Annotated in this window: 21 protein-coding genes; 11 read left to right on the forward strand and 10 right to left on the reverse strand. The window is 41.9% G+C overall.

Features of this window, described 5'->3' with window-relative positions; all coding sequences use genetic code 11:
• Window positions 1-64: 64 nt before the first annotated feature.
• Entirely contained in the window at window positions 65-2185 is a 2121-nt protein-coding gene (locus tag GJB62_RS35150; protein WP_114085489.1) for a pentapeptide repeat-containing protein, read from the reverse strand.
• 900 nt (window positions 2186-3085) lie between these two features.
• Between GJB62_RS35150 and GJB62_RS35160 the strand changes: the two genes are divergently transcribed.
• Both GJB62_RS35160 and GJB62_RS35165 read left to right on the forward strand, forming a co-directional pair.
• Window positions 3086-3733, forward strand: a complete 648-nt coding sequence (locus GJB62_RS35160; protein ID WP_245246340.1) for a hypothetical protein — start codon at window positions 3086-3088, stop codon at window positions 3731-3733.
• A 73-nt stretch (window positions 3734-3806) separates the two neighbouring features.
• Window positions 3807-4208 (forward strand): HNH endonuclease, encoded by a 402-nt coding sequence (locus tag GJB62_RS35165; protein WP_245246341.1) that lies wholly within the window; start codon window positions 3807-3809, stop codon window positions 4206-4208.
• 193 nt (window positions 4209-4401) lie between these two features.
• On the opposite strand, the gene GJB62_RS35170 is transcribed toward GJB62_RS35165, so the two are convergent.
• Window positions 4402-4647, reverse strand: a complete 246-nt coding sequence (locus GJB62_RS35170) for a hypothetical protein (RefSeq protein ID WP_114085493.1) — start codon at window positions 4645-4647, stop codon at window positions 4402-4404.
• Between the two features lie 734 nt (window positions 4648-5381).
• On the opposite strand from GJB62_RS35170, the gene GJB62_RS35175 reads away from it, so the two are divergent.
• Window positions 5382-5906 carry a helix-turn-helix domain-containing protein gene (locus GJB62_RS35175; protein ID WP_114085494.1) on the forward strand — a complete coding sequence of 175 codons (525 nt, stop codon included), beginning with the start codon at window positions 5382-5384 and terminating at the stop codon, window positions 5904-5906.
• Here GJB62_RS35175 and GJB62_RS35180 read toward each other — a convergent pair.
• The 6 genes from GJB62_RS35180 to GJB62_RS35205 form a co-directional block, all read right to left on the reverse strand.
• Complete coding sequence (locus GJB62_RS35180; protein ID WP_114085495.1) at window positions 5892-9584, reverse strand: plasmid replication protein, CyRepA1 family; 3693 nt, start codon at window positions 9582-9584, stop codon at window positions 5892-5894. The genes GJB62_RS35175 and GJB62_RS35180 overlap by 15 nt on opposite strands.
• On the reverse strand, window positions 9581-9856 hold the full coding sequence (locus tag GJB62_RS35185) for a hypothetical protein (protein ID WP_114085496.1): 276 nt from the start codon (window positions 9854-9856) through the stop codon (window positions 9581-9583). The genes GJB62_RS35180 and GJB62_RS35185 overlap by 4 nt, the downstream gene beginning before the upstream one ends.
• Window positions 9853-10074, reverse strand: a complete 222-nt coding sequence (locus tag GJB62_RS35190; RefSeq protein ID WP_114085497.1) for a hypothetical protein — start codon at window positions 10072-10074, stop codon at window positions 9853-9855. The genes GJB62_RS35185 and GJB62_RS35190 overlap by 4 nt, the downstream gene beginning before the upstream one ends.
• A gap of 578 nt (window positions 10075-10652) precedes the next feature.
• Window positions 10653-10940 (reverse strand): hypothetical protein, encoded by a 288-nt coding sequence (locus GJB62_RS35195; RefSeq protein ID WP_114085498.1) that lies wholly within the window; start codon window positions 10938-10940, stop codon window positions 10653-10655.
• Entirely contained in the window at window positions 10937-11191 is a 255-nt protein-coding gene (locus tag GJB62_RS35200; RefSeq protein WP_114085499.1) for a hypothetical protein, read from the reverse strand. Before GJB62_RS35200 ends, GJB62_RS35195 begins: the two co-directional genes overlap by 4 nt.
• Entirely contained in the window at window positions 11188-11385 is a 198-nt protein-coding gene (locus GJB62_RS35205) for a hypothetical protein (RefSeq protein WP_114085500.1), read from the reverse strand. The genes GJB62_RS35200 and GJB62_RS35205 overlap by 4 nt, the downstream gene beginning before the upstream one ends.
• Before the next feature lie 247 nt (window positions 11386-11632).
• Here GJB62_RS35205 and GJB62_RS35210 point away from each other — a divergent pair, with 247 nt between their 5' ends.
• Together GJB62_RS35210 and GJB62_RS35215 are read left to right on the forward strand one after the other, a co-directional pair.
• Complete coding sequence (locus GJB62_RS35210) at window positions 11633-12001, forward strand: hypothetical protein (RefSeq protein WP_114085501.1); 369 nt, start codon at window positions 11633-11635, stop codon at window positions 11999-12001.
• Window positions 12002-12004: 3 nt separating this feature from the next.
• Window positions 12005-12322, forward strand: a complete 318-nt coding sequence (locus GJB62_RS35215; RefSeq protein ID WP_114085502.1) for a hypothetical protein — start codon at window positions 12005-12007, stop codon at window positions 12320-12322.
• 298 nt (window positions 12323-12620) lie between these two features.
• Here GJB62_RS35215 and GJB62_RS35220 read toward each other — a convergent pair whose 3' ends face one another.
• Both GJB62_RS35220 and GJB62_RS35225 read right to left on the reverse strand, forming a co-directional pair.
• On the reverse strand, window positions 12621-13592 hold the full coding sequence (locus GJB62_RS35220) for an AAA family ATPase (RefSeq protein WP_114081249.1): 972 nt from the start codon (window positions 13590-13592) through the stop codon (window positions 12621-12623).
• On the reverse strand, window positions 13582-15228 hold the full coding sequence (locus tag GJB62_RS35225) for a DDE-type integrase/transposase/recombinase (protein WP_114081251.1): 1647 nt from the start codon (window positions 15226-15228) through the stop codon (window positions 13582-13584). The genes GJB62_RS35220 and GJB62_RS35225 overlap by 11 nt, the downstream gene beginning before the upstream one ends.
• Window positions 15229-15421: 193 nt before the next feature.
• Here GJB62_RS35225 and GJB62_RS35230 point away from each other — a divergent pair, with 193 nt between their 5' ends.
• The 6 genes from GJB62_RS35230 (at window position 15422) to GJB62_RS35255 (ending at window position 18667) form a co-directional block, all read left to right on the forward strand.
• The gene (locus GJB62_RS35230; protein WP_220186642.1) at window positions 15422-16354 is read left to right on the forward strand and encodes a tyrosine-type recombinase/integrase; all 933 of its coding nucleotides are present in this window, start codon (window positions 15422-15424) and stop codon (window positions 16352-16354) included.
• A 221-nt stretch (window positions 16355-16575) separates the two neighbouring features.
• Window positions 16576-16911, forward strand: a complete 336-nt coding sequence (locus GJB62_RS35235) for a hypothetical protein (RefSeq protein WP_114080793.1) — start codon at window positions 16576-16578, stop codon at window positions 16909-16911.
• Between the two features lie 67 nt (window positions 16912-16978).
• Window positions 16979-17215: a hypothetical protein gene (locus GJB62_RS35240; RefSeq protein ID WP_245246342.1), complete on the forward strand. Its 237-nt coding sequence runs from the start codon at window positions 16979-16981 to the stop codon at window positions 17213-17215.
• A gap of 156 nt (window positions 17216-17371) precedes the next feature.
• Window positions 17372-17560 carry a hypothetical protein gene (locus GJB62_RS35245; RefSeq protein ID WP_114080794.1) on the forward strand — a complete coding sequence of 63 codons (189 nt, stop codon included), beginning with the start codon at window positions 17372-17374 and terminating at the stop codon, window positions 17558-17560.
• Window positions 17553-18218: a hypothetical protein gene (locus GJB62_RS35250; RefSeq protein ID WP_114080795.1), complete on the forward strand. Its 666-nt coding sequence runs from the start codon at window positions 17553-17555 to the stop codon at window positions 18216-18218. Before GJB62_RS35245 ends, GJB62_RS35250 begins: the two co-directional genes overlap by 8 nt.
• A complete protein-coding gene (locus GJB62_RS35255; RefSeq protein WP_114080796.1) occupies window positions 18215-18667 on the forward strand; it encodes a hypothetical protein in 453 nt (150 codons plus the stop codon). The genes GJB62_RS35250 and GJB62_RS35255 overlap by 4 nt, the downstream gene beginning before the upstream one ends.
• The last annotated feature ends 13 nt before the right edge of the window (window positions 18668-18680 follow it).

An 18680-nucleotide genomic window follows, 5' to 3' on the forward strand; every position in this document is an offset into this window, starting at 1 on the left:
ATACTAATTTTTTAATCTGCGGGTTAGCAAACTCTATACTTAAAGGTAGGTTAATTCAGTTTCCTTAATCTTCTGCTTCTACTTCTACTTCTTGCCAGCCTTTGATAGCACCAACAATAAAAGCACCTGCTGGGTTATCAATAGCCTTTTCAAAAGCAGCCAACCCACCTTCTTTAACAGCATTTATTACTCGTTCTTTCAATAATGGGTTACTTTCAATTCGATTTATGGCTTCTGCTGCTACTACCATTTGCTGTGATGTAGTAGTGGTAGGATAAGTTTGCTCTAATTGTTTTAGTAATAGCTGAATCTCGGCAGCAGATTGGGCAATGCTCTGCGGTTGTCCAGCCGCGTAGTAATTACCTTGGATATAATCGTGTTCAATGCGCTCGTTATAGTTGCCGCCGCCTGTGTTGATATTGCGATCGCCAGTCATTGTTGTATCTCCTTGAACTACTCGGTTGCCTTCACCTTGAACGTTATTAACGTTTCCGCCTACAGAACCACCAACTGAAAATCCGCCGGGATTGTTAGCCATAGTACTTACCTGTCCTACTTGGGTGTTTGAATAAAAACTTGGGCGCTCTAACGCCGTCATTACCATATTCTCTAATCTGCCGATTTGATTATCTTTTTCTGCTAAAAGTAATTTAATTTCTCGCTCTGGCAAGCCTTTTATCTCGTTATAAGTAGCAACATATTCTGCACTTAGTTGGGACTTATCAGCCGCGATCGCTGTTTTGGCACGAAGCAAAAACTTATCTTCACCTCGCACTTCCATGCCCACAATTCTTAAATCCGCCTCTGGGTGGTTCTCTGCTAGTTGTTTAAATGAAATTGCGATCGCTCTTGGGTCAACACCTTGATTGTGGTAGAGGTCGAGGGTATCGAAAATTGGTTTGATAAAATCTCCAAACTCCCCATCTGCAAATACTTCTTTGTTATTATCAGGTTTGCGAAGTGGATCAGGGTTTTCTTTTGTAGGAAGTCGCATATAAACGTATTCACATCTCACCCCATCAAATTTTGTATCGGTGGTAATGCCCCAATCTTGAATGTATGCTCCGGTGAGAGTAGCCCCTGTTAAATCAGTTCCATTAAGTTGTGCCTGTACTAACTTCGCTCTGGATAAATCTGCGTCTTTTAAATTCGCTTTACTTAAATCTGCGCCAATAAAACTTGCATCTACCAAATTCGATCCTTGAAAATTTACTCCTCGCAAGTCTTCACGATCAAAATTCAAGTCTAGCCCTTGACCTTTTATTAACACGCTTACCACTTGTGCATTTTGCAGGTAAGTTGTTCCAGTCCGAACAAGGTCAAGTTTCTTAGTTTTGCTGAAACAAGTGCGAGTCAAAATAGATTTTCTAAAATCTGTACCTTTAAGTATGGCTGCGGTGAAATTGGCATCAGTTAAATCAGAAGAGCGAAAGCTTGTACCGCCAAAGGCTGCAAAATCAACAGCAACGTTCCGAATAATGGCGTATTTTTCATCTCCTTTCATTGCTCTCCAGGCAATGTAAGCACTAAGTAAAACTCCGGCGAAGGCGAAGGCTAAGGCTCCGGCTCTGGCTCCGGCTAAGGCTCTGGCTCCGGCTAAGGCGAAGGCTAAGGCGAAGGCTAAGGCTAAGGCGAAGGCTCTGGCTCTGGCTAAGGCTCCGGCTAAGGCTCCGGCTAAGGCTAAGGCTAAGGCGACGGCGACGGCTTCGGCTAAGGCTCTGGCGACGGCTCTGGCTCCGGCGAAGGCTAAGTCTCCGGCTAAGGCTCTGGCGACGGCGACGGCGACGGCGACGGCGAAGGCTAAGGCGAAGGCGAAGGCGACGGCTAAGGCTGAGTTTAATCCTTGGCGAAGGATAACTATAAATAAAACAATTATTATTATTAAGGCAGTCCAGCCTGCAACCTGATTTGCTGAACTTGAACTGTCAAATATCAAAGATATCAACGCTCCATCAAGGGCTGAGAAAAATCCTGAAACTCCAGATAGCAGCCAGGAAACACCTACCAAAAAAGTAGCCCAACGTTTTTGCAACCCAGCTTGAGCATGACTAAAGTTTGCGTTCCTCAGATTCGCTCCTGTAAAATCTGCGCTTCGGATATCTGCACCGCTAAAATTTGCACCCTCAAGATTTTGACCTTTGAAAGAACGACCTCTGAGATTTTGACCGGAGAAGTCCTGGGGCATGGCTGGGCGCTGTATACAAATTTCTTTTTGGATACAGATATACCATGAACAATTCCAGATTTTTTAACGGTTTAAGTTGATTTGCTATTTCTACCTTCAGAATTCACTCTTGATTGCAAATCATAAACACCATACTTGTGTGAATCCAAAGCGATCGCCTTTAAACCAGAACCAGTAAAAAGTCTAGCCCACCTGCAAGTAGCAATGAACACCGTAAATATAAGTGTCTATTACTACTTACAGATGATGAGTAGTGACTTAGGGAAATCCATAAAAATAAATCTCTAGCCTTGGTGGTTAATTTGTGGGCGTAGTCGGGTATTCGCTTCTAATTTGGCTGGAGATTTATTTCGGGTTTGTGTCTTACTTACTCATCAAGTTGAAGTTGGGTTTAGTTGTCGGCGCAAGATCAAGGGACTTCATCGTTGGTATCTTTTAAGTCAAAAAGCTCCCTGATATCAACATCGAGCCTTTGGCATACTTTGAGAACCCTGATTACAGCACCCAGGTTTCTACCGTTCTCCCAATTTTGAACCGTTGTTTTGGTCAAACCAGTCTGTTGGGCTAAGTCATCCTGACTTAAGCCTTTGCTTTTCCTGTATTCCGCAAGCTTAGAAATTACCTTGGGTTCACTATTTCCCTGCTTTGACATCTTGTAGTTAAACCAATTTAGCTAATTCAATTGACGTAGCTAAGTAGATTTGGTTAAATAACTATATTGACGATAGCAACCGTCCCGAAAAAACGCAGCTACCGCCTTTTAGTCCCAAAACAACTTAGCCAAAACGACTTAACTAATTATGTAGTAATAGCTTCATAGCGATCAAGCGATCGCTGTTTGTTGTTGCAACTTAATTTCTTTGGTACCTCGTTGATATGAATTATCAATGAGGCTGATTCATGTCATTCCTAGTCTCCCTAAATATGGCAAATATTCTGCAAGCAGAAGTCACGGTTCTGGGAACCAGGACACTTGCAATACACCACTTTGGCATTGACGCATTGCCGTTAGAAGCTAAAGAGAAAGATGGTGTTGCTGGCAACAGTCCCAATGAATGGAAAAAAACGGTTCTGATGGACGAGGAGAGGCAACTATTTCTGCTGCCAACTTACTTTTTTGGCGCAATCAAAAATGGCGGTAAAACAGTTAAGCGTGGTAAGAGTAACTTTCTTGCAGACATTGCCAGCACCTTGCAAGTAATGGACGAGCAAATTTATATCCAAAATAGTGCCTCCCAGCCAATAAAACTGCCAGATCCTCCTCAGATAGTTGAAGCAGGAACTGTTAAAAATGAGAAACTACCCGATAGCTATGTCGAAGTAATTGGTGTTCGGAACCCATCTACTAAAGCCAGAAATATCCGCTATCGTGTTGTAGTCAAACCTGGGTGGTGCTGCTCGTTTACTATTCTGTGGGATTCTGTCGTCGTTGATAGAAAGTCGTTAGAGACAGCCATCGTTAATGCTGGTACCTTAGTCGGCATTGGCGATGGTAGAGGAAGCATTGGCTATGGGCGTTTTAATGTGACTAGTTTTGCCATTCTCTAGTATATGTTTCGTTTTGTTGTGTCCAGTCCAGTCGCGTCTAGTTACGTTGAGTCACGTCATGCCAAGTTAAGTCATGTCATGTCAAGTCATGTTATCAAGCAATTTGTATTTACAAATCAAGCAACGTCGTCAGCATCCGAACCTTCCTGTTTTTTGGTGGCGACGCCAGCCACTAGAACAATGGCAAGTTACACGCCAACGCATTTACAACCGCGATCGCGGTATTTGTCAAAGTCCAGCAGATTCACCTCCCAAAAAGAGTGGTCTGTGCATGGAGGAAATAGAACTGAAAACTGCCCACATTGACCATATTCGTCCATTATCATCTGGCGGTAGCAACCACGCTTCAAATTTAAGAACCCTTTGCCCCATTTGTCATGCTCTTAGGCTTGATCAAAAACACGAGGGGATGAAAAGTAGGTTAGTCACAAAGGGCTTAATCCCAGTTAACTGGAAAAATTTTGTTTGGGATTAATTGTGTGCGATTGGACACAGGTACAGTCTCACAACTATATGGATGCCTAAGCCAGGGAGGTGACTTCCTGGCTTAGGCATCCAACTATATAAATAATGCAGAGTACGGATTATTTCGATACCACACAGCAGCGGCGATCGCTCCTCTCCTTTTCCCAAATTTCTTAGAGAAAATCATCGCACCCAACCCTTTCTCAAAATTCATTCATTGGGTTTTTAGCAGCAATTTGAATTACTGCCTTGAGCAAATCTATGGTTCGTTGCCGCGTCTCCTGCTTTGCGATCGCTCCCAATTGCCAACGCTGTTGTTGGTCGTTAGTGTGGCGTGGTGTCTTGGCTGTGGTGGCAATGGTCAGCGCTGTTGTTGGTCGTTGGCGTTGTTGGTATTGGTAAACTTGACTGCTTGCTAGCGCAAGGCGACGACGACCGCTTCGCGGCATCTCCTCCATCGGCGGAAAAATTCCTCAATGGATTTTGGTTAGCATCCACAGGGCAAACACTCCAATTAAGTTGTATTTATTATCAATGTATTAATACATACGGGTAAGGAGATTATCTAAGTAGTTCTTAAAGTACAGACGATTTTATATTTATAACAGAATGAAATCGTGTGTACTGGCGAAATGAGCGCTGTGTATACTGCCTAGAAAAATTTTTGAAAAAATATTTTTTTTCAAACTCTATTTTTGGCTATAACCAAGCAATGTATTAATTAATGCTAAAACTTGACTAGGAATTAAAAGCATTTATCCGCGCCACAACAATAACAAAGTTTTGCTCAGAGATGCGATCGCACTTCTCCACCTCCACAATCCCCTACACCAACTTTCCTGACTTTTCACGGTATGTGGAAAAGGTCATTTTGATGCTTTCCCAAGCCCTGATTTCTCCATTAGCTATTTTCATTAACTCAGAGTTATTGAGAATTAGCCTGTGGAAAAAGCTACGCTTTTTGGGGGCTTGAGGACTTCCCGTGAAAAGTCAGACCAACTTTCGGGTAACATTCCACAGCCAACACCCTAAACACCCCTAGAATCGCAAAAATAACCCCACTCATGCTTTAAGTGGGGAAGAGGGGAAAGGGCGATCGCACCCAACTACCTAAAAGCTAGGAAGCTGAGGTAGACTTGATTTGTCGCGTTTTCGTCGCGTATGTCGCCTTTTCTTGTCGCTTATGTCGCTTTCTGAGAAACAAATACAATGTATTGCGCTATTAGCTACGGGAATGGCTCAAAAAGATGTCGCTGAGGCTCTAGACACGACACCACGAACAATCCAGCGCTGGCAAAGAGAGCAAGATTTTATGCAGGCGCTACAGGCTTCTGAAGCTGGGCAAGTGGCAAGCCAGCAAACTGCAAAAGTAGCAACTGAGATAGTAAGCAATGTTTGGCAGGGACGGGATCAGCTAAGGCAAAAAGAGTTATCGCTTTTGAAAACGCTAGAAGATATTCTGTTCAACTGCTTACAGGGAGATACACCAGATTTTCGCGCTATAGATAGATTAATTAAAGTATCTGAAAGGCGTTCAAAGCTGTTAGGGCTAGATATCAGAAATTACCAAATTCTAGATGCTATGGAGCTACTTCTTTCAGAACGAGTTGCAAGTCAGAGACACGCAGAAATTGTCGCAACCAATATTTTAAATATGGAACAGCAATTAAGAGATATTACTACTCCCTCCATTTCACCCAGTAAATAAAAGTTGGTTTAACTCAATTTCGCACTCATCCTTAAGTCCCCAACATCGACGGGCAATCGCAACTCCATCACACACTGATCTGATTTTATAACTGCGGAAGTGAGAGCCAAACCCTACTTCTTTGATTTCTGCCTGTTGAGCGATCGCCTCTTGTGCTAATTGCTCCAAAGATGGTATCTGCTGATATTCTTGGTGAAGTTGCCAGATGCGCGATTGTTCATCCTGGGTAAGCAATGGCCATGCCTCGTCAACTTCTGATTGGGTAAGGTTCAAATCTCCCCAGTGGCAAAGTTCCCGCAGTTTAGTTACTGCGATTTCTGTCGATGAATGGTGATTAATGACTGGTAATTCTTGAATAGTTGATACTGGTTGTTCTTCAATTTGAGTTTCTTGTAATAGTGGTGAAACTTCTACTGTTACATCTGTTACATCTCTTACCTCAATCATTGGCAATTCTTGCTGGTTTACTTTAGCCATTGCTTCGGCTTCTGCTTTTAAATGTAGTTCCCGCTTCAAATCCAGGGCTGCTAGTACATTTATTCTATTTGGGTCTAAAACTTTTTCTGAATCAAGTTTGTAATATTTGATATTGTCAGTTTTTTTATGCTGCTTAAGCCTAATACCAACCTTGCTAAAAATACGATTAATGAATGCAATAAGCTCAGTATCTTTGTTGATTGTAATATTGAAAGCCTTTTTGAGTAATCTTTTCTTAGGTAAAACCCATTTCTTGAACCAATCTATGAGAGCAGGACTTGTATCATAATATTCACTGTCAAAATCGTTCAAAGGTATAGCGTCAAATATCTTTATTGTATTGATAGCCTCTATCTTTGCACTAGAAGTACGTACATCTGGGAGGTAAGGAATACCTTCATAAAACTGCTTTAATTTATATTTCCAATGCTTTCTATCAGCTTCTTTGGTAGCTTCAGAATTCATAGTCATCCAAAAGAATTTAATAGCATTTAACCCATGTCTATTGTCTTTGTAGACGTTCTCAAATATAAACTCAGGAGTTAATTCTATTCCAGGTAACTCATCTTTTAAAAATGCTTTAATAGCTTGATATCTCTCCTCATCTGTGGGATTAGGTTTGCGGTTTATCTCTTTCGCAGTTTCTAAAGAGATGTCAGCAGAGTAAGAGGTTTTTGTAGCGGCATTGAATTTAATTTCTGTTTTTTCTTCCCGAATACTCTCACCAGCATTAGTTTTTTCTTCAGCCGCAATGTCTCTAAGGTTATGCCCTTCATCAATCAATTCTTGCCTAAGCTGAACAGCTAATTGAGATAATGCAAAATTGCGTCTAGCTTTGAGTTTACAGAATAAGTCTATATGTGGATTATTCCAGGTTCCGTTTTTACCCATCATCTTATTTAATTGTTCTGTAAATTTAGGAAGTAGGTCAGCATCACTATTTGATTCTGACTCTTCCTTGGCTAAATGTAGCGCTAGCTCTATTGTTTCTAAGGTTGTATCATGATACCAAAACATTTGATTTTTAATCTCATCTGGTAAGAAGGAATTACACTCATCACTATTTGTCCTACCTTTGTCAGCACACCATACAATTCTAGGTACTGGTTGCCTTACCCGTGCTAGCGATTGTCTAGCCTGTGATGGTTCTAATTGACCAAAAAACAAACTAAATACATACTTAAAATATGGGTTATCTAAAGAGCATCCCACACCTAAAGACGGCGTATAAATTAGAATCTTTGGCTGGTACTCTTGTATTTTTTCCTTAGGACGTTTAACAAAATCTTTGCCAAAATCAGTTTGAGTAATTTTAGAATCAATCCGAATTAGACCATTGAAACTTGATGCTAAATATGGATATTTCTTAACTAGATAATTAGCTAATGCTTCGGCTTCAGATTGGTTATCCAATGTCACTGCTATAGGTTCACAGTTTTTATCACTTAACCAATTTTCAATGAGAGAAAGTACCTCATCTCGCTTACCAGTGTAAAAATCTATCTCCCATTTATCGCTATCAGGTCTTACATAATCATGCTTAACGATAAAAGGTTTATACTTTGGTGCGATCGCTGTTAAATAGTCGTAAGAAATATTAGTTAAATCAGCATCAGCACCAATTACTAACCCATTACCGTTAAGACATTCTTGAAGCTTACTTTCAAGAGTATAGAGAATTTTTGAACGTCTATCTTTGCAAGTATTCGATGTTGAAACGTGGGATAAACCGAGTTCAATTTCATCCATTACCACTATCGTATTACTCCAATCCCTATCAAACAATTTTGATAGGGAATCCCAGCATAGATTAATTCCATCAGCAGTTTCTAAAAAAGTAGCAGTTTGAATTAATTCTCCCTCATAATTGAACTGCTGAGATTCAGTTAAATCGCCATCCTCAATCCAGGTAATTTCCCATTCAATAGCTTGACCTTTACCAAGTGCTATTCTTGCAGTAATCGATATAAATCTAATACCTGTTTTTTCTTGATAAACTCGCTCAAATACTGGCTTATTTTCTCCAGTTATAGATAGTTGAGAAGGCTTGATAACTTCTTCCCATTTCCCGCCACAAAGCTTATCTTTAATGCGTTTGATAAGAACTGATTTACCACTTCCTTTAGGTGCATGAATTAGTACAATTCCTTTATGAGGAATAATATCAACCAGGTTATCTGGTAAAAATTTTTGATGAGGGTCGCAAACATAATCAGCTTTGTAAGTAAGGGTATGTAGTTCCTTTTGAGTTGCTAAAACTTTATCTTCCCAATTAATTGGAGCTTGGCTAACTCTTGCCTCACTAGCAGCTAAATTAATTTCTTGGTGCAGTTCCTCAGCATTGCCTAAACCAGATTTGACCCAATCTGCAATATCTCCACCTTTAGGACAATCAGCCCATAGTCTAGTCGGGTTGATTGCAATAAATGGTAAACCAGCTTTAGCAGCAGCTAGGTTGCATTTTTCTAGTTTGGCATAACCTGCTTTGTCGTGATCAGGCCAGTACACAATTCCAGCAATGCCACTATCTTTAAATAGTTGGAAGTATTCAACTAATAAAACTTCGCTCCATGAGCCGCCTTGAAAGGTTGTAGCCAAAAAACCAAAGATATTTCTAGCAACATCAGTACACTTTTCGCCTTCAGCGCCCAAAATCCATTGACCCTTACCATGCTGAGTAATTTCATCAAAACGGTACGGCTGCCAGGGTTTATCACCTTTGGCGTTGACTTCGTTACCTTTATCATCCAAATGATAAGGGAGTGTAATTTTAGTACCGTCTGGTCGCTCAATTCTTTTTACAAATTGGGTTGAAGAGTATAAATACCTAATTTCAATGCTTCTCCCTACCCTCATCTTTGGCTGTGGACTAACAACATTAGGCAATATCCCCAGGCGAATATTTCCATTTGAAATTATTGCAGGGGAAATTACAGTTTTGGGTTTTTGGTTGTAAATTTTGGCAGCGAAGCCTTTTTTCTCAATTCCAGCTTCTGCTAATACCTCATCTAATGGGCGAATTGCCTCTCTAATCGTTTTAGTAGGGCATTCTTCCCCCCAACAATGATATTTACCGTTGGATGGGTCAATTGTTAATGTACCCTCACATCCAGGGCATTCATAGCGATTTTTGCCACTTTTAGGGGTCAAGCGATCTGTAAACTTTCTAATGTCAAATTTCTCGAAAGTGCGGTCAATCATGATGTGACCTCACCAGATACCTTAACCTTGGCTTCGATTTGGAGAAGTACAGAAGCAACTTTACTGGTAAACCAATCAAGGTTTGCTATTCGCTGTAAATAATCGCGTTCCGAAGGAGTGAGGTTAGCCGATCGCAGTAACTCAGCCGGGTCAGGGCAAGGACGTAACGGAGCATCACAGCAATCGGCTCTCAAATATTTTGTACCTGTGCGCCGATCGCTAACGACATTGAGCCGAAATTCAAAGCCACAGTGCTGGCAACTTTCTCTCATGCTCCCACCTCCAAAATTTGAAGGCTGGCAATGATGAAAATCGCTAGATCGCCAGTAAAACCAACATTTTCGAGAATTTCGACCGATTCAGTTAATCGGCGATCGCTAATATAGTTCGATGATTCCGAACTTCGAGATTTTTGAAGTATTTGTGATAGAATACTGTTAAGTTTTTCTATCGCAAACCCCTGTCTGTCGCAAGTGAGGGGTTTTTGCATTTTCGGCTGCTCCTATTTTTATGTGGAACAGCCCCCATTTGAGTGTTCGCGTTAATCTACCAGTTAAACTAAAGAAATACTTTTTATAACTTTCTGGTTGCATTAGATTGCCGCTTGAAACGTCTGCAAAACGTTTCTTTGTGCTATCCTTTAGAGTCGCTTTGGCTACTGCTAATTTGGAATCGCACTCACAAAAATCGGGGCTGATGTAATCAGTTTTCTTTTTTCTGACAACTTTTTTACATTAATAGACTCTGATGAATTTTTTTTTAGCTTTGCATTTTCAACAAAGTGAAAAATTAGATTAGCCAAATTAGAGATGCGCGATCGCAAGCGCTTCGATCCGCGATCCGTCCGTACTAAGCTTTTCTACCACAATACGGATCTAGCTTGTGGTTTGAACTGCTAAAAAAGTTGCAAAAAAGTGTGAATAATAAAGCAAAGTGATAGAAATTGATAAGTACTGAGAGATATTGTTAGATATTGATAACTCCTATGTATAAATTGTTTCTATCAATCGCCTCTCTTCACAGTTCACTCCCTCCATTTCGATAGTACTTTTGTACTTGCGATCGCTGCTAATTTTGAGGATCAACCCTTGTTAGCTGCACCAAGATAGCCCCAAGTTGATTTAATGCTGCATTAGTAGTGCGCTGATTCTCTAGAAAGTCTCGCTTAAGTTCTTCATGACTATCTCGTAACTCTAAAAGAACATCGTCCAAAATTGCGCTACGACCTAGTACACGGGTAACGTTATCGGTTAACTCGGCGATCGCTTGGGTATTAGTTGCCTGTTGCTCGGCTACTGTAGCCAAAATTGCTTCTATACGGTCAAGTCGGCTTGGTTGTTGTGGTGTGTCTGTCACTTTCCTGCCTCAATCATCTTGGCGATCGCATCTTTATCAAAGCAGTCTAGATAGCTGACCAGTTCTCGAAATTGCTGGTATTTCTCCTCAGCATAGCTATCTGGTGTAAACCCTAGAACTTCACAGAATTTCAAATAGTCAGCCCGCCAATTAAAGTTATTTAGCGCAGTAGTGAAGCTTTCTACTGCCTCTAGTGTCTCTGGCGATACCTCTGGTTTTTCTGTGTCATGGGTTGCTGATGTTTCGTTCATGCGGCCCCCTTACCTTTGTCAGCTAAGGAATTTTTTTGTAGTAGATTGCGTGCTTCTAAAGCTTCTTCAATCAAAATTGCTGCTGTTTGACTTTGAGAGCGTCGTTCTGTCCCTGCTAGGTTTTTGACAAGTTCGTAGACCTCATCAGTTAGCACTACATTCACTCTTCCACTCATTGTGTTATCCGTGTTCATCACTCTACCTCATGATACGTCTTGTAATTTAGAAATGGGATAACACATATTGCACAATCTGTGTCATTAAACGTATGATGACACAAGAAGCAATCGATCAACAATAAGCCACTAATTAGTGTCCTACGAGTAACCCAACGACTTATGCAGTAAGGGGTTTAGCGTTTAGGTACTACATCCTGATCTGTACTTATTCTGATTGCTAGCTAGTTAATATCTGATTCACATTGATTACTGTAGTAAACCCATGAAACCTAGACGGAGCAAACATTCTACAGATTTAGATTTATTTTTAGATTTTCCATCTACCAAGACATATTTAGCTGAGGTCTTGGGTGTGAGCCGTTCTACTTTGGTCACTTGGGAAAATTTAGCTTTTTGGAGAATCCCCAGTTTCAGAGATGCCTACCCAAAAAACCACGATGGCAGTTATGACCGGGAATCACCCTTATCACCCTACCAAGCATGGGTTTTGGGCAGAGTAGGGCGGCTAATGGCTCAACTACGACGCGGCGAACGGGTCAAAGGCTATATCGCCAAAAATCCGAATGATTTTTCTAGATACCGCTATCAGCAAGCATTCCAGCAATTACAAAAATTACAGAAGGGAGCGTAAATCATGGCAGCACGAAAAAGAATCACAGCAGCCCCAACACAAGACACAGTAAGCATTCATGATGCTTGCTTAAGGTATATGACCACAGAGCAGAGCTTGAGACTGGCTTTAAGCCATGTTCGCCCTGATGATTTTGACACTGTAAAGGCAGTTTCGGAAGCAGATTTAGAAGCGATCGCCTCCCACTTCCAGCCACAATTACCCGAAAAATCTCCACAGCAAGAGATTGAGCCAGCCACAGAACAGCCACAAAATACCCTTTCCTTGCCCCAGCAACAGCAACATCTAACAGCGCCTACCTGTTGCGGCTCGCAAACATAAACGCTCCGGCTTGCAAACAAGAAAATTGTTGGCTCACATTAATTGCAAATAAGATTACACTTCGGCTCACATTAATTGCAAATAAGATTACACTTCGGCTCACATTAATTGCAAATAAGATTACACTTCGGCTCACATTAATTGCAAACAGACTCATTATTATTTGCAACGGGCTTGCAATCATCCGACTTGGCTCAAATTAATTGCAAATAAGCCAGATGCAGATAAAGCGGTGGGTATGCTTGTCTGCAAGAGTATCGAGATGAAAAAGATTTAATGTACTAAATATGACCAATAATTAAAGTGGCAACCCCGCAGCTAGCATTTGCTCTTGTAATTCACGCGCACGAGTGGGATCAAGTTGTCCGCGAAACAGCGATTTAATTTCAGCCGGCTTGGCATTGAACTGTTCCGCCAAGCCCCTCACGTCATAGCCATGCCTTGTGAGAGTGGGTTCCAAATCGTCAATTTGCTTTGACAGAACTGACTCCACAATCACCGTAGTCACAGGTTTGACCGCGACTCGGTACGCCGCCTCCAAAGCTAGTGTCAAATGTTGCTCAATTTGTAGTGGTGTCAAGAGCCGCGTGGCAAGTAATTCAATAGCTTCCGCCTCCAATATTTCACCAATTGGAGTATCAGAGATAGTGCATTCAGATACTAGCCATTCAATATATTCTCGCTGATTGCCAACAATGCCTTCCAAGGAGAAGACTGTTGCTCGATAACCGATTTCTTCCATAGTCGGACGGCGCAGATCATTTTTCAGTTTGGGATGACCAGCCAGCACCACTGAAAGTGTGCCACCACCGTCTTCAACTACTTCGATTAAACGTTTGAGTCCCGTCAGGGTACTGTAATGAAGGTCATGAGCCTCATCAACAAACAGTGCTACTGACTTTTTACCTTTTCTAATCAGGTCGCGTAGTTCCCGTTCCCGTTTTTCACCGTCTTTAGGGATTTTAATTTCCTTATCTGTGGATAAATCGTAGAATAAAGCAGCAATAAGTGTTGGCAGTGTCGCCCGTTCTTTATCTACAGAAAGGGACTTCGAGACTAGAATCTTACCTTCTTTCTCCAAAACATCAAACAAGCGTCGTAAAGTAGTCGTCTTGCCACACCCAATAATTCCCGTTATGGCAATCAGTTTCCCTGAATGGATGGCAGCTTTAATGTCTTTGAACATTTGCTTTTGATGGTCTGTTTCGTAGTAACCAGCCTTGGGAAATTCCTTGACCAAACGAAAGTGTTCCATTACTTCAGTGAGCATTTTGCTGCCCTCCTTTGTTCGAGTGGAAATACTGCCGTACTCGTTCAATAATCACTTTTTTATTCAAAGTCTCAGCTAGCAGCCCATCAATAAAGGCAATTTGTTCAGTGGATAATTTCGCCAAAGGTTTAGCGAGATAATCTGAAATCGCCAGTTTAGCGAATAATACAGTGGGATAAGTAAATTCTTGGAACGGGTCTGGGTCTTTAAAAGGTGTGACAGTTGGCTCAATTTCCTTGTACTTATCCACCAAAAATTGCAGATCCGCGTTTTTATCCAAGGCAGTTCGTGGCAAGCCCAGCTTAAGAGCTAAATCTGCAATCCGGTCTGCCCGTTCTTCGGTTTTAGTTTTCTTGTGTTTGCGATAGCGATGCAAGGGGATAGGCCCATCAACTGGGTAAAATGGGCCATAGCGTTGGTCGCCTTTCTCTACATATAATTCGTTATCAAAAAGACCCCACCACAGCACCACAGTTTCGCCTGCTAAGTCTGGGTTTACTTCATAAGCCACGCCCTCAACTGATACTCTGGCTGTTGCATCCACTTTCCTTCGTTGCGGTTCGCGGGCAAAAGTACAAAATCGTTCCCAACTACACATCTGCCTGATTCCGCTTTTTGGCAGATTTCGCAACCAATCCTCTAAGCGTGAGTGCGCTTCTGTACGGTGTTTTTGGTCGTTATAATTTAGCAGATACTGCCGTAGCCATAGGTTAGCCTCAACTTCGTTTTCTGGTTCGTGAAAATGATACAGAGTCTCATGGGCTTCTTTGACTGTCCGGAACGGTCTTTCCACTTTTCCTTTGGAGCGAGCCGTTACCCTTCTCCCATCTTTACCCGCAGGCAGATGGCTAGCAAGCTTGATTCCCAGGCAGTCCATCACATTTTGAAATACATGGCTTTTGGCAATTGGCCCGTTGTCCGTATAGATCATCTCAGGAATTCCCTGGAAGGGGCATCCATCCGAGGTGGAAGCCGTCATTGCATTAAATAGGAAGCGCAACGCTGCTGTTACATCCTCTCCATAAACACAATGGTATTCCTGGTAACACACACCACTGCGGTCATCAACGACACTATAAAGCATCAATAGCGGATTCCCTTTACCCGTTTCCACCCATAAGGGCTGCTTTACGTGTTTTAAATCGGACGGGCTAAGGTCGAAATGCCAACATTCATTACTGTGAGTTGCTTGAAAACGTACCGCAGGCGGTTGACGAGTCATTGTGAGATGGTCGTAGCCCCATGTTTTCAAATAACGGTTGACAGTGGCTTTAGTTAACAACCCCTTGGGTGGTTTGATAAAACCTTGTGGGGTGTTCATCCCGAAATCTTCTAAAAGTTCAATCGCCCGTGCAGTGGAGACGTGCCGCCCTTTCTTGTTGCAAGTGCGGATTTTCGTTGCTGCAATGACTTCACAGTAAAGTTCCATTTCCGCCTGTGATAGCTTTCGAGGTGTCCCGCTATCTGAACGGTTGATCGATTTGGGGCGTGATGAGTTACGCAAAGCACGATATAGAGTATCAATAGACACTCCATACAATGAAGCTGTTTCTTCCATGAGTTGCCGACGTTCTTGGCAACGGCTTGGTAACATATCAAGTCGATGACGCAAGTTGGTTAAAGCTTCTGCTGGAATTTTCTTGCGGATCATGCTCGCCTGTATGTTCGCCTCATGTACTGTCCTTATCTTTAAGTTTGTAGCAGAAAACTGACCACAGAAATTACATTCTGTTGCCAGTTAGGTGAAAAAGTATAACAATTTGAGATAGATTAGCTTCAAATGAGGCTTGAAAACTCACCACAGAAATTTTTGAAGGAAGTTTGGTGCTGTGGATACACTTTACTTATCTGAAGCCGAAGCACTACTCATAGAGTATGAGGCGTTCCTAAAAGGTAAAACGCATAGCACTATTGATGCCTATATGCGTATCATTAGGCAGCTTCTTCTTTGGATTGTAGAACATCCTGGGAGTGGAGGAGATTTTCAACCCGAACAGTTGACCAAAACGGCGATGGAAATTTATCTCGCCTATCTAGATACGTCAGGTTACAGCATTGCTCACCAAGCACGGGTTAAATCTGCTGTCAGTGGTTTTGCCCGTTGGCTCATTGAGGAGAAGGGAATTTTACGTCGCAACCCCACCAGAGGATTAAACATTCCAGCCCAGCCACTTTTAGCCCCCAGACAATTGACTCCTGACCAACGTTATATTTTACGCAACCTGATCGAAAAAGATGGTCATCCACGTAGCATGGCTGTGTTTGCATTGGGGTACTGGGCTGGTTGTCGCGTGAGTGATGTTTCCTGGCTACGGATAGAGCATACCCATATTGGCCCCAAAGTTGGCTGGTTGCACGTTGGTTACAAGGGTGGTAAGGCGCGAGATATTGATCTAATTAACGCTGTCCGAAAACCAATGTATGAATATATTCATCACGGCGGGCGAGATACTGAGAGTGATTACACTTTTACCTCTCAGCGCAATGAGAGGCTGACCGAAGCCGGCATTCATCGCTGGTGGAAAAACATTAAAGCACAAGCAACTGTTTCTGAGTGGGAACTCATCCATGATGTAACTTTTCATGATCTGCGTCATGATTTCGCTCACCGAGCGCGTGAAGCAGGATGGACTTTGGAGGAGGTTGCTTATTATCTTGGTCATATCACCAAAAAGGGAACTCCAGCTATTCAAACCACGGTTCGGTACACTCAAAGTAGCCGACAGCAAGTGAAAGACAAGCTTGCATTACTCAAGGGATAAAGGAGAGATAGCAACGCCCAAAGGATTTTATATTGCTCTATCCAACAGTTGCTGAGCAGGCATTCGGCTTATTTGCAATTAATGTGAGCCAAGTCGGATGATTGCAAGCCCATTGCAAATAATAATGAGTCTGTTTGCAATTAATGTGAGCCGAAGTCCAATCTGATTTGCAACTAATGTGAGCCAAGAATTTTCTTGTTTGCAAGCCGGAGCGTTTATGTTTGCGAGCCGCAACACCTACCCAATCCCCAACGTCTAACGCTCAACTGACGCTAATAGACCAGTTAGCAAAACAGGCAGGGCAAGAAATTGAATTGGTGGACGCGATTTCCCAAGTCAAAAATCAACTGATTCTAAATAACTTGGCTGTGAGAGATGCCGAATTAGCAGAGGGAATTAATCAGCACTGGCAAAACCAAAAGCAGGGATATTTGGGAGCGATTAGAGATTTGGCCAGTTTAGCCAAGGAACCTGTAGCGATTACCCCAGATGAAACCGACCTTACCCAAGAAATTGAAAGCATCATCACCGAACTGGGAAAAAAGCTAATCGTGTGAGAGCGATTAACATCCTGTTATCTCCTCTCGATTTTCTTAACTGGTTATTAGAAAGAGTACTAATGCTATGACTTTTACAATTTCCGGCACTGAACCAGAGGCAAGCATAAGCGCTAATTCCTTGCCTGAGTTAGTTTCTCAAGCACAAGAATTACTTGGACAAATCCCCCAACATCCACAGTTTAAAGGCTTGCGCTTTGATTGTGATGTAGCGATCGGTGACGTAAAGCAATATTTCAACTATCTGGAATGGGCTGCTACTGCTGATTTAGAGGTATCTAGGTTTGAAGGTTTTACAGAATAATTATTGCGCCACCGAACAAAATAGACGCTCTTGAGACGGGTAATAAAAAAGGGATGTTGCCAGCATCCCCCGTTAACACTTGTAGAATCCCATCCTGGGAATGTGTCTTAATTACTCAGCAATTATGCCATATTCCTACTCATAGAAAAAAGGTTTATGGATGATTTAAACAGCCAAATTCAGGATGCAAAGACGGATGAAACAGAGCTAAAACAAGTCCTCAAAAAATATGATTTAGATGAGGAATTGGCGCTTGAATTTAGCGAAATTGACAAGGCATTTAGGCAATTGGAAATTAAATACCAATCCCTACTCAACACTAGAAAATTTTTCAACAATGGCTAAAATTGACACTACAAAAGCAGCCGCGAAAGCTGTAGCTGAGAAGCTAGCAGGGCGTAACCAAAACTCGACATCTAGCACTAATTCTACATCTACTACCCCTGCGACTGTTCCCATAGATAGCCGTATCCCTGGATTGTTGACTGTCACGCCGGATTTAATACCGGGAATGATGCCACCATTCCAGCCCAATCAATACCATATTTCAGACCCATTAAATCCTCCTGAAACTCTCCCACAAGCAACTCAAAGCCAGCTTGATAAAGGGATGAAAATCTATGAAGGTGCAACGCGATCGCTCAAATTGACGGGAGCTGCGCTCGACCTAACACGCGAGAAATTTACTGTAATTGGTAAGCACTCAAAGGCTTTTGATGCTGGCATCCAAGCGGCTACCGAGATTGAGAAAGTCAAAGGAAACTACCTTGATTATTTGAATCAAAAAGAGGTGACGACCCAAAAATCAGTTGCTTTAGATGTCAGTCAAGTTAAGACCATCGCTGATACGAATATCTCGGTTTACAGCAAAGATGAATTAAATCAAAAACTGTTACAAGCACAAATAAAAGCTGAGGAATTAAGGCTAAAAACTGTTGAGTCACAAGGGAACCTAGCAAGCTTTAAAGCACAGTTGGGTGATTATCTGGAGGTAAAATCATGAGATTATCTCACAGTTTAGGGCTAAGTGCTTTTAGCTTGTGCGCTGGCTTGTTGGTTGCTTCTAGAGGGTTCACCAACGATATAGCCAAATTAATTTCTATGCTTGGTGTGGGAGTATTGCCAGCAAGCTTTATTACTTACTTTATCGCTGATACTAAATCACAGAGATTGCTAAATGATGCCGAAAGTAAGAATAAAAAAGCAGGTGAAACACTGCATAAAGTTATCAGGGAATTTGAAAGGAGCAAGTCAAAGTTAGCCAACGTTACAAGCCTTTTGGAGACGGTCAAAGATGAGCTTAAGGAAGCCCGAAATACTATCAACTCTTTAGGTAACAGCAAATTAGAAAACACGGCTTTAATCGCTCAACTGCAAGCCAAGTTGAACCAAGCGTTTACCCAATCACAGCAAGAAAAACAACGTATTGAATATTTAGAATCCGAATGTTAGCAATGGGAATTTA

It is taken from the genome of Nostoc sp. ATCC 53789 (assembly GCF_009873495.1).
Classification (GTDB): domain Bacteria; phylum Cyanobacteriota; class Cyanobacteriia; order Cyanobacteriales; family Nostocaceae; genus Nostoc; species Nostoc muscorum_A.

Bases quoted from the DNA above. Each gene is read 5' to 3' on its own strand.
- GJB62_RS35150 (WP_114085489.1), bottom strand. From the start codon at position 2,185: ATGCCCCAGGACTTCTCCGGTCAAAATCTCAGAGGTCGTTCTTTCAAA.
- GJB62_RS35160 (WP_245246340.1), top strand. From the start codon at position 3,086: ATGTCATTCCTAGTCTCCCTAAATATGGCAAATATTCTGCAAGCAGAA.
- GJB62_RS35165 (WP_245246341.1), top strand. From the start codon at position 3,807: ATGTCATGTCAAGTCATGTTATCAAGCAATTTGTATTTACAAATCAAG.
- GJB62_RS35170 (WP_114085493.1), bottom strand. From the start codon at position 4,647: ATGCCGCGAAGCGGTCGTCGTCGCCTTGCGCTAGCAAGCAGTCAAGTT.
- GJB62_RS35175 (WP_114085494.1), top strand. From the start codon at position 5,382: ATGTCGCTTTCTGAGAAACAAATACAATGTATTGCGCTATTAGCTACG.
- GJB62_RS35180 (WP_114085495.1), bottom strand. From the start codon at position 9,584: ATGATTGACCGCACTTTCGAGAAATTTGACATTAGAAAGTTTACAGAT.
- GJB62_RS35185 (WP_114085496.1), bottom strand. From the start codon at position 9,856: ATGAGAGAAAGTTGCCAGCACTGTGGCTTTGAATTTCGGCTCAATGTC.
- GJB62_RS35190 (WP_114085497.1), bottom strand. From the start codon at position 10,074: ATGCAAAAACCCCTCACTTGCGACAGACAGGGGTTTGCGATAGAAAAA.
- GJB62_RS35200 (WP_114085499.1), bottom strand. From the start codon at position 11,191: ATGAACGAAACATCAGCAACCCATGACACAGAAAAACCAGAGGTATCG.
- GJB62_RS35205 (WP_114085500.1), bottom strand. From the start codon at position 11,385: ATGAACACGGATAACACAATGAGTGGAAGAGTGAATGTAGTGCTAACT.
- GJB62_RS35210 (WP_114085501.1), top strand. From the start codon at position 11,633: ATGAAACCTAGACGGAGCAAACATTCTACAGATTTAGATTTATTTTTA.
- GJB62_RS35215 (WP_114085502.1), top strand. From the start codon at position 12,005: ATGGCAGCACGAAAAAGAATCACAGCAGCCCCAACACAAGACACAGTA.
- GJB62_RS35220 (WP_114081249.1), bottom strand. From the start codon at position 13,592: ATGCTCACTGAAGTAATGGAACACTTTCGTTTGGTCAAGGAATTTCCC.
- GJB62_RS35240 (WP_245246342.1), top strand. From the start codon at position 16,979: ATGACTTTTACAATTTCCGGCACTGAACCAGAGGCAAGCATAAGCGCT.
- GJB62_RS35245 (WP_114080794.1), top strand. From the start codon at position 17,372: ATGGATGATTTAAACAGCCAAATTCAGGATGCAAAGACGGATGAAACA.
- GJB62_RS35250 (WP_114080795.1), top strand. From the start codon at position 17,553: ATGGCTAAAATTGACACTACAAAAGCAGCCGCGAAAGCTGTAGCTGAG.
- GJB62_RS35255 (WP_114080796.1), top strand. From the start codon at position 18,215: ATGAGATTATCTCACAGTTTAGGGCTAAGTGCTTTTAGCTTGTGCGCT.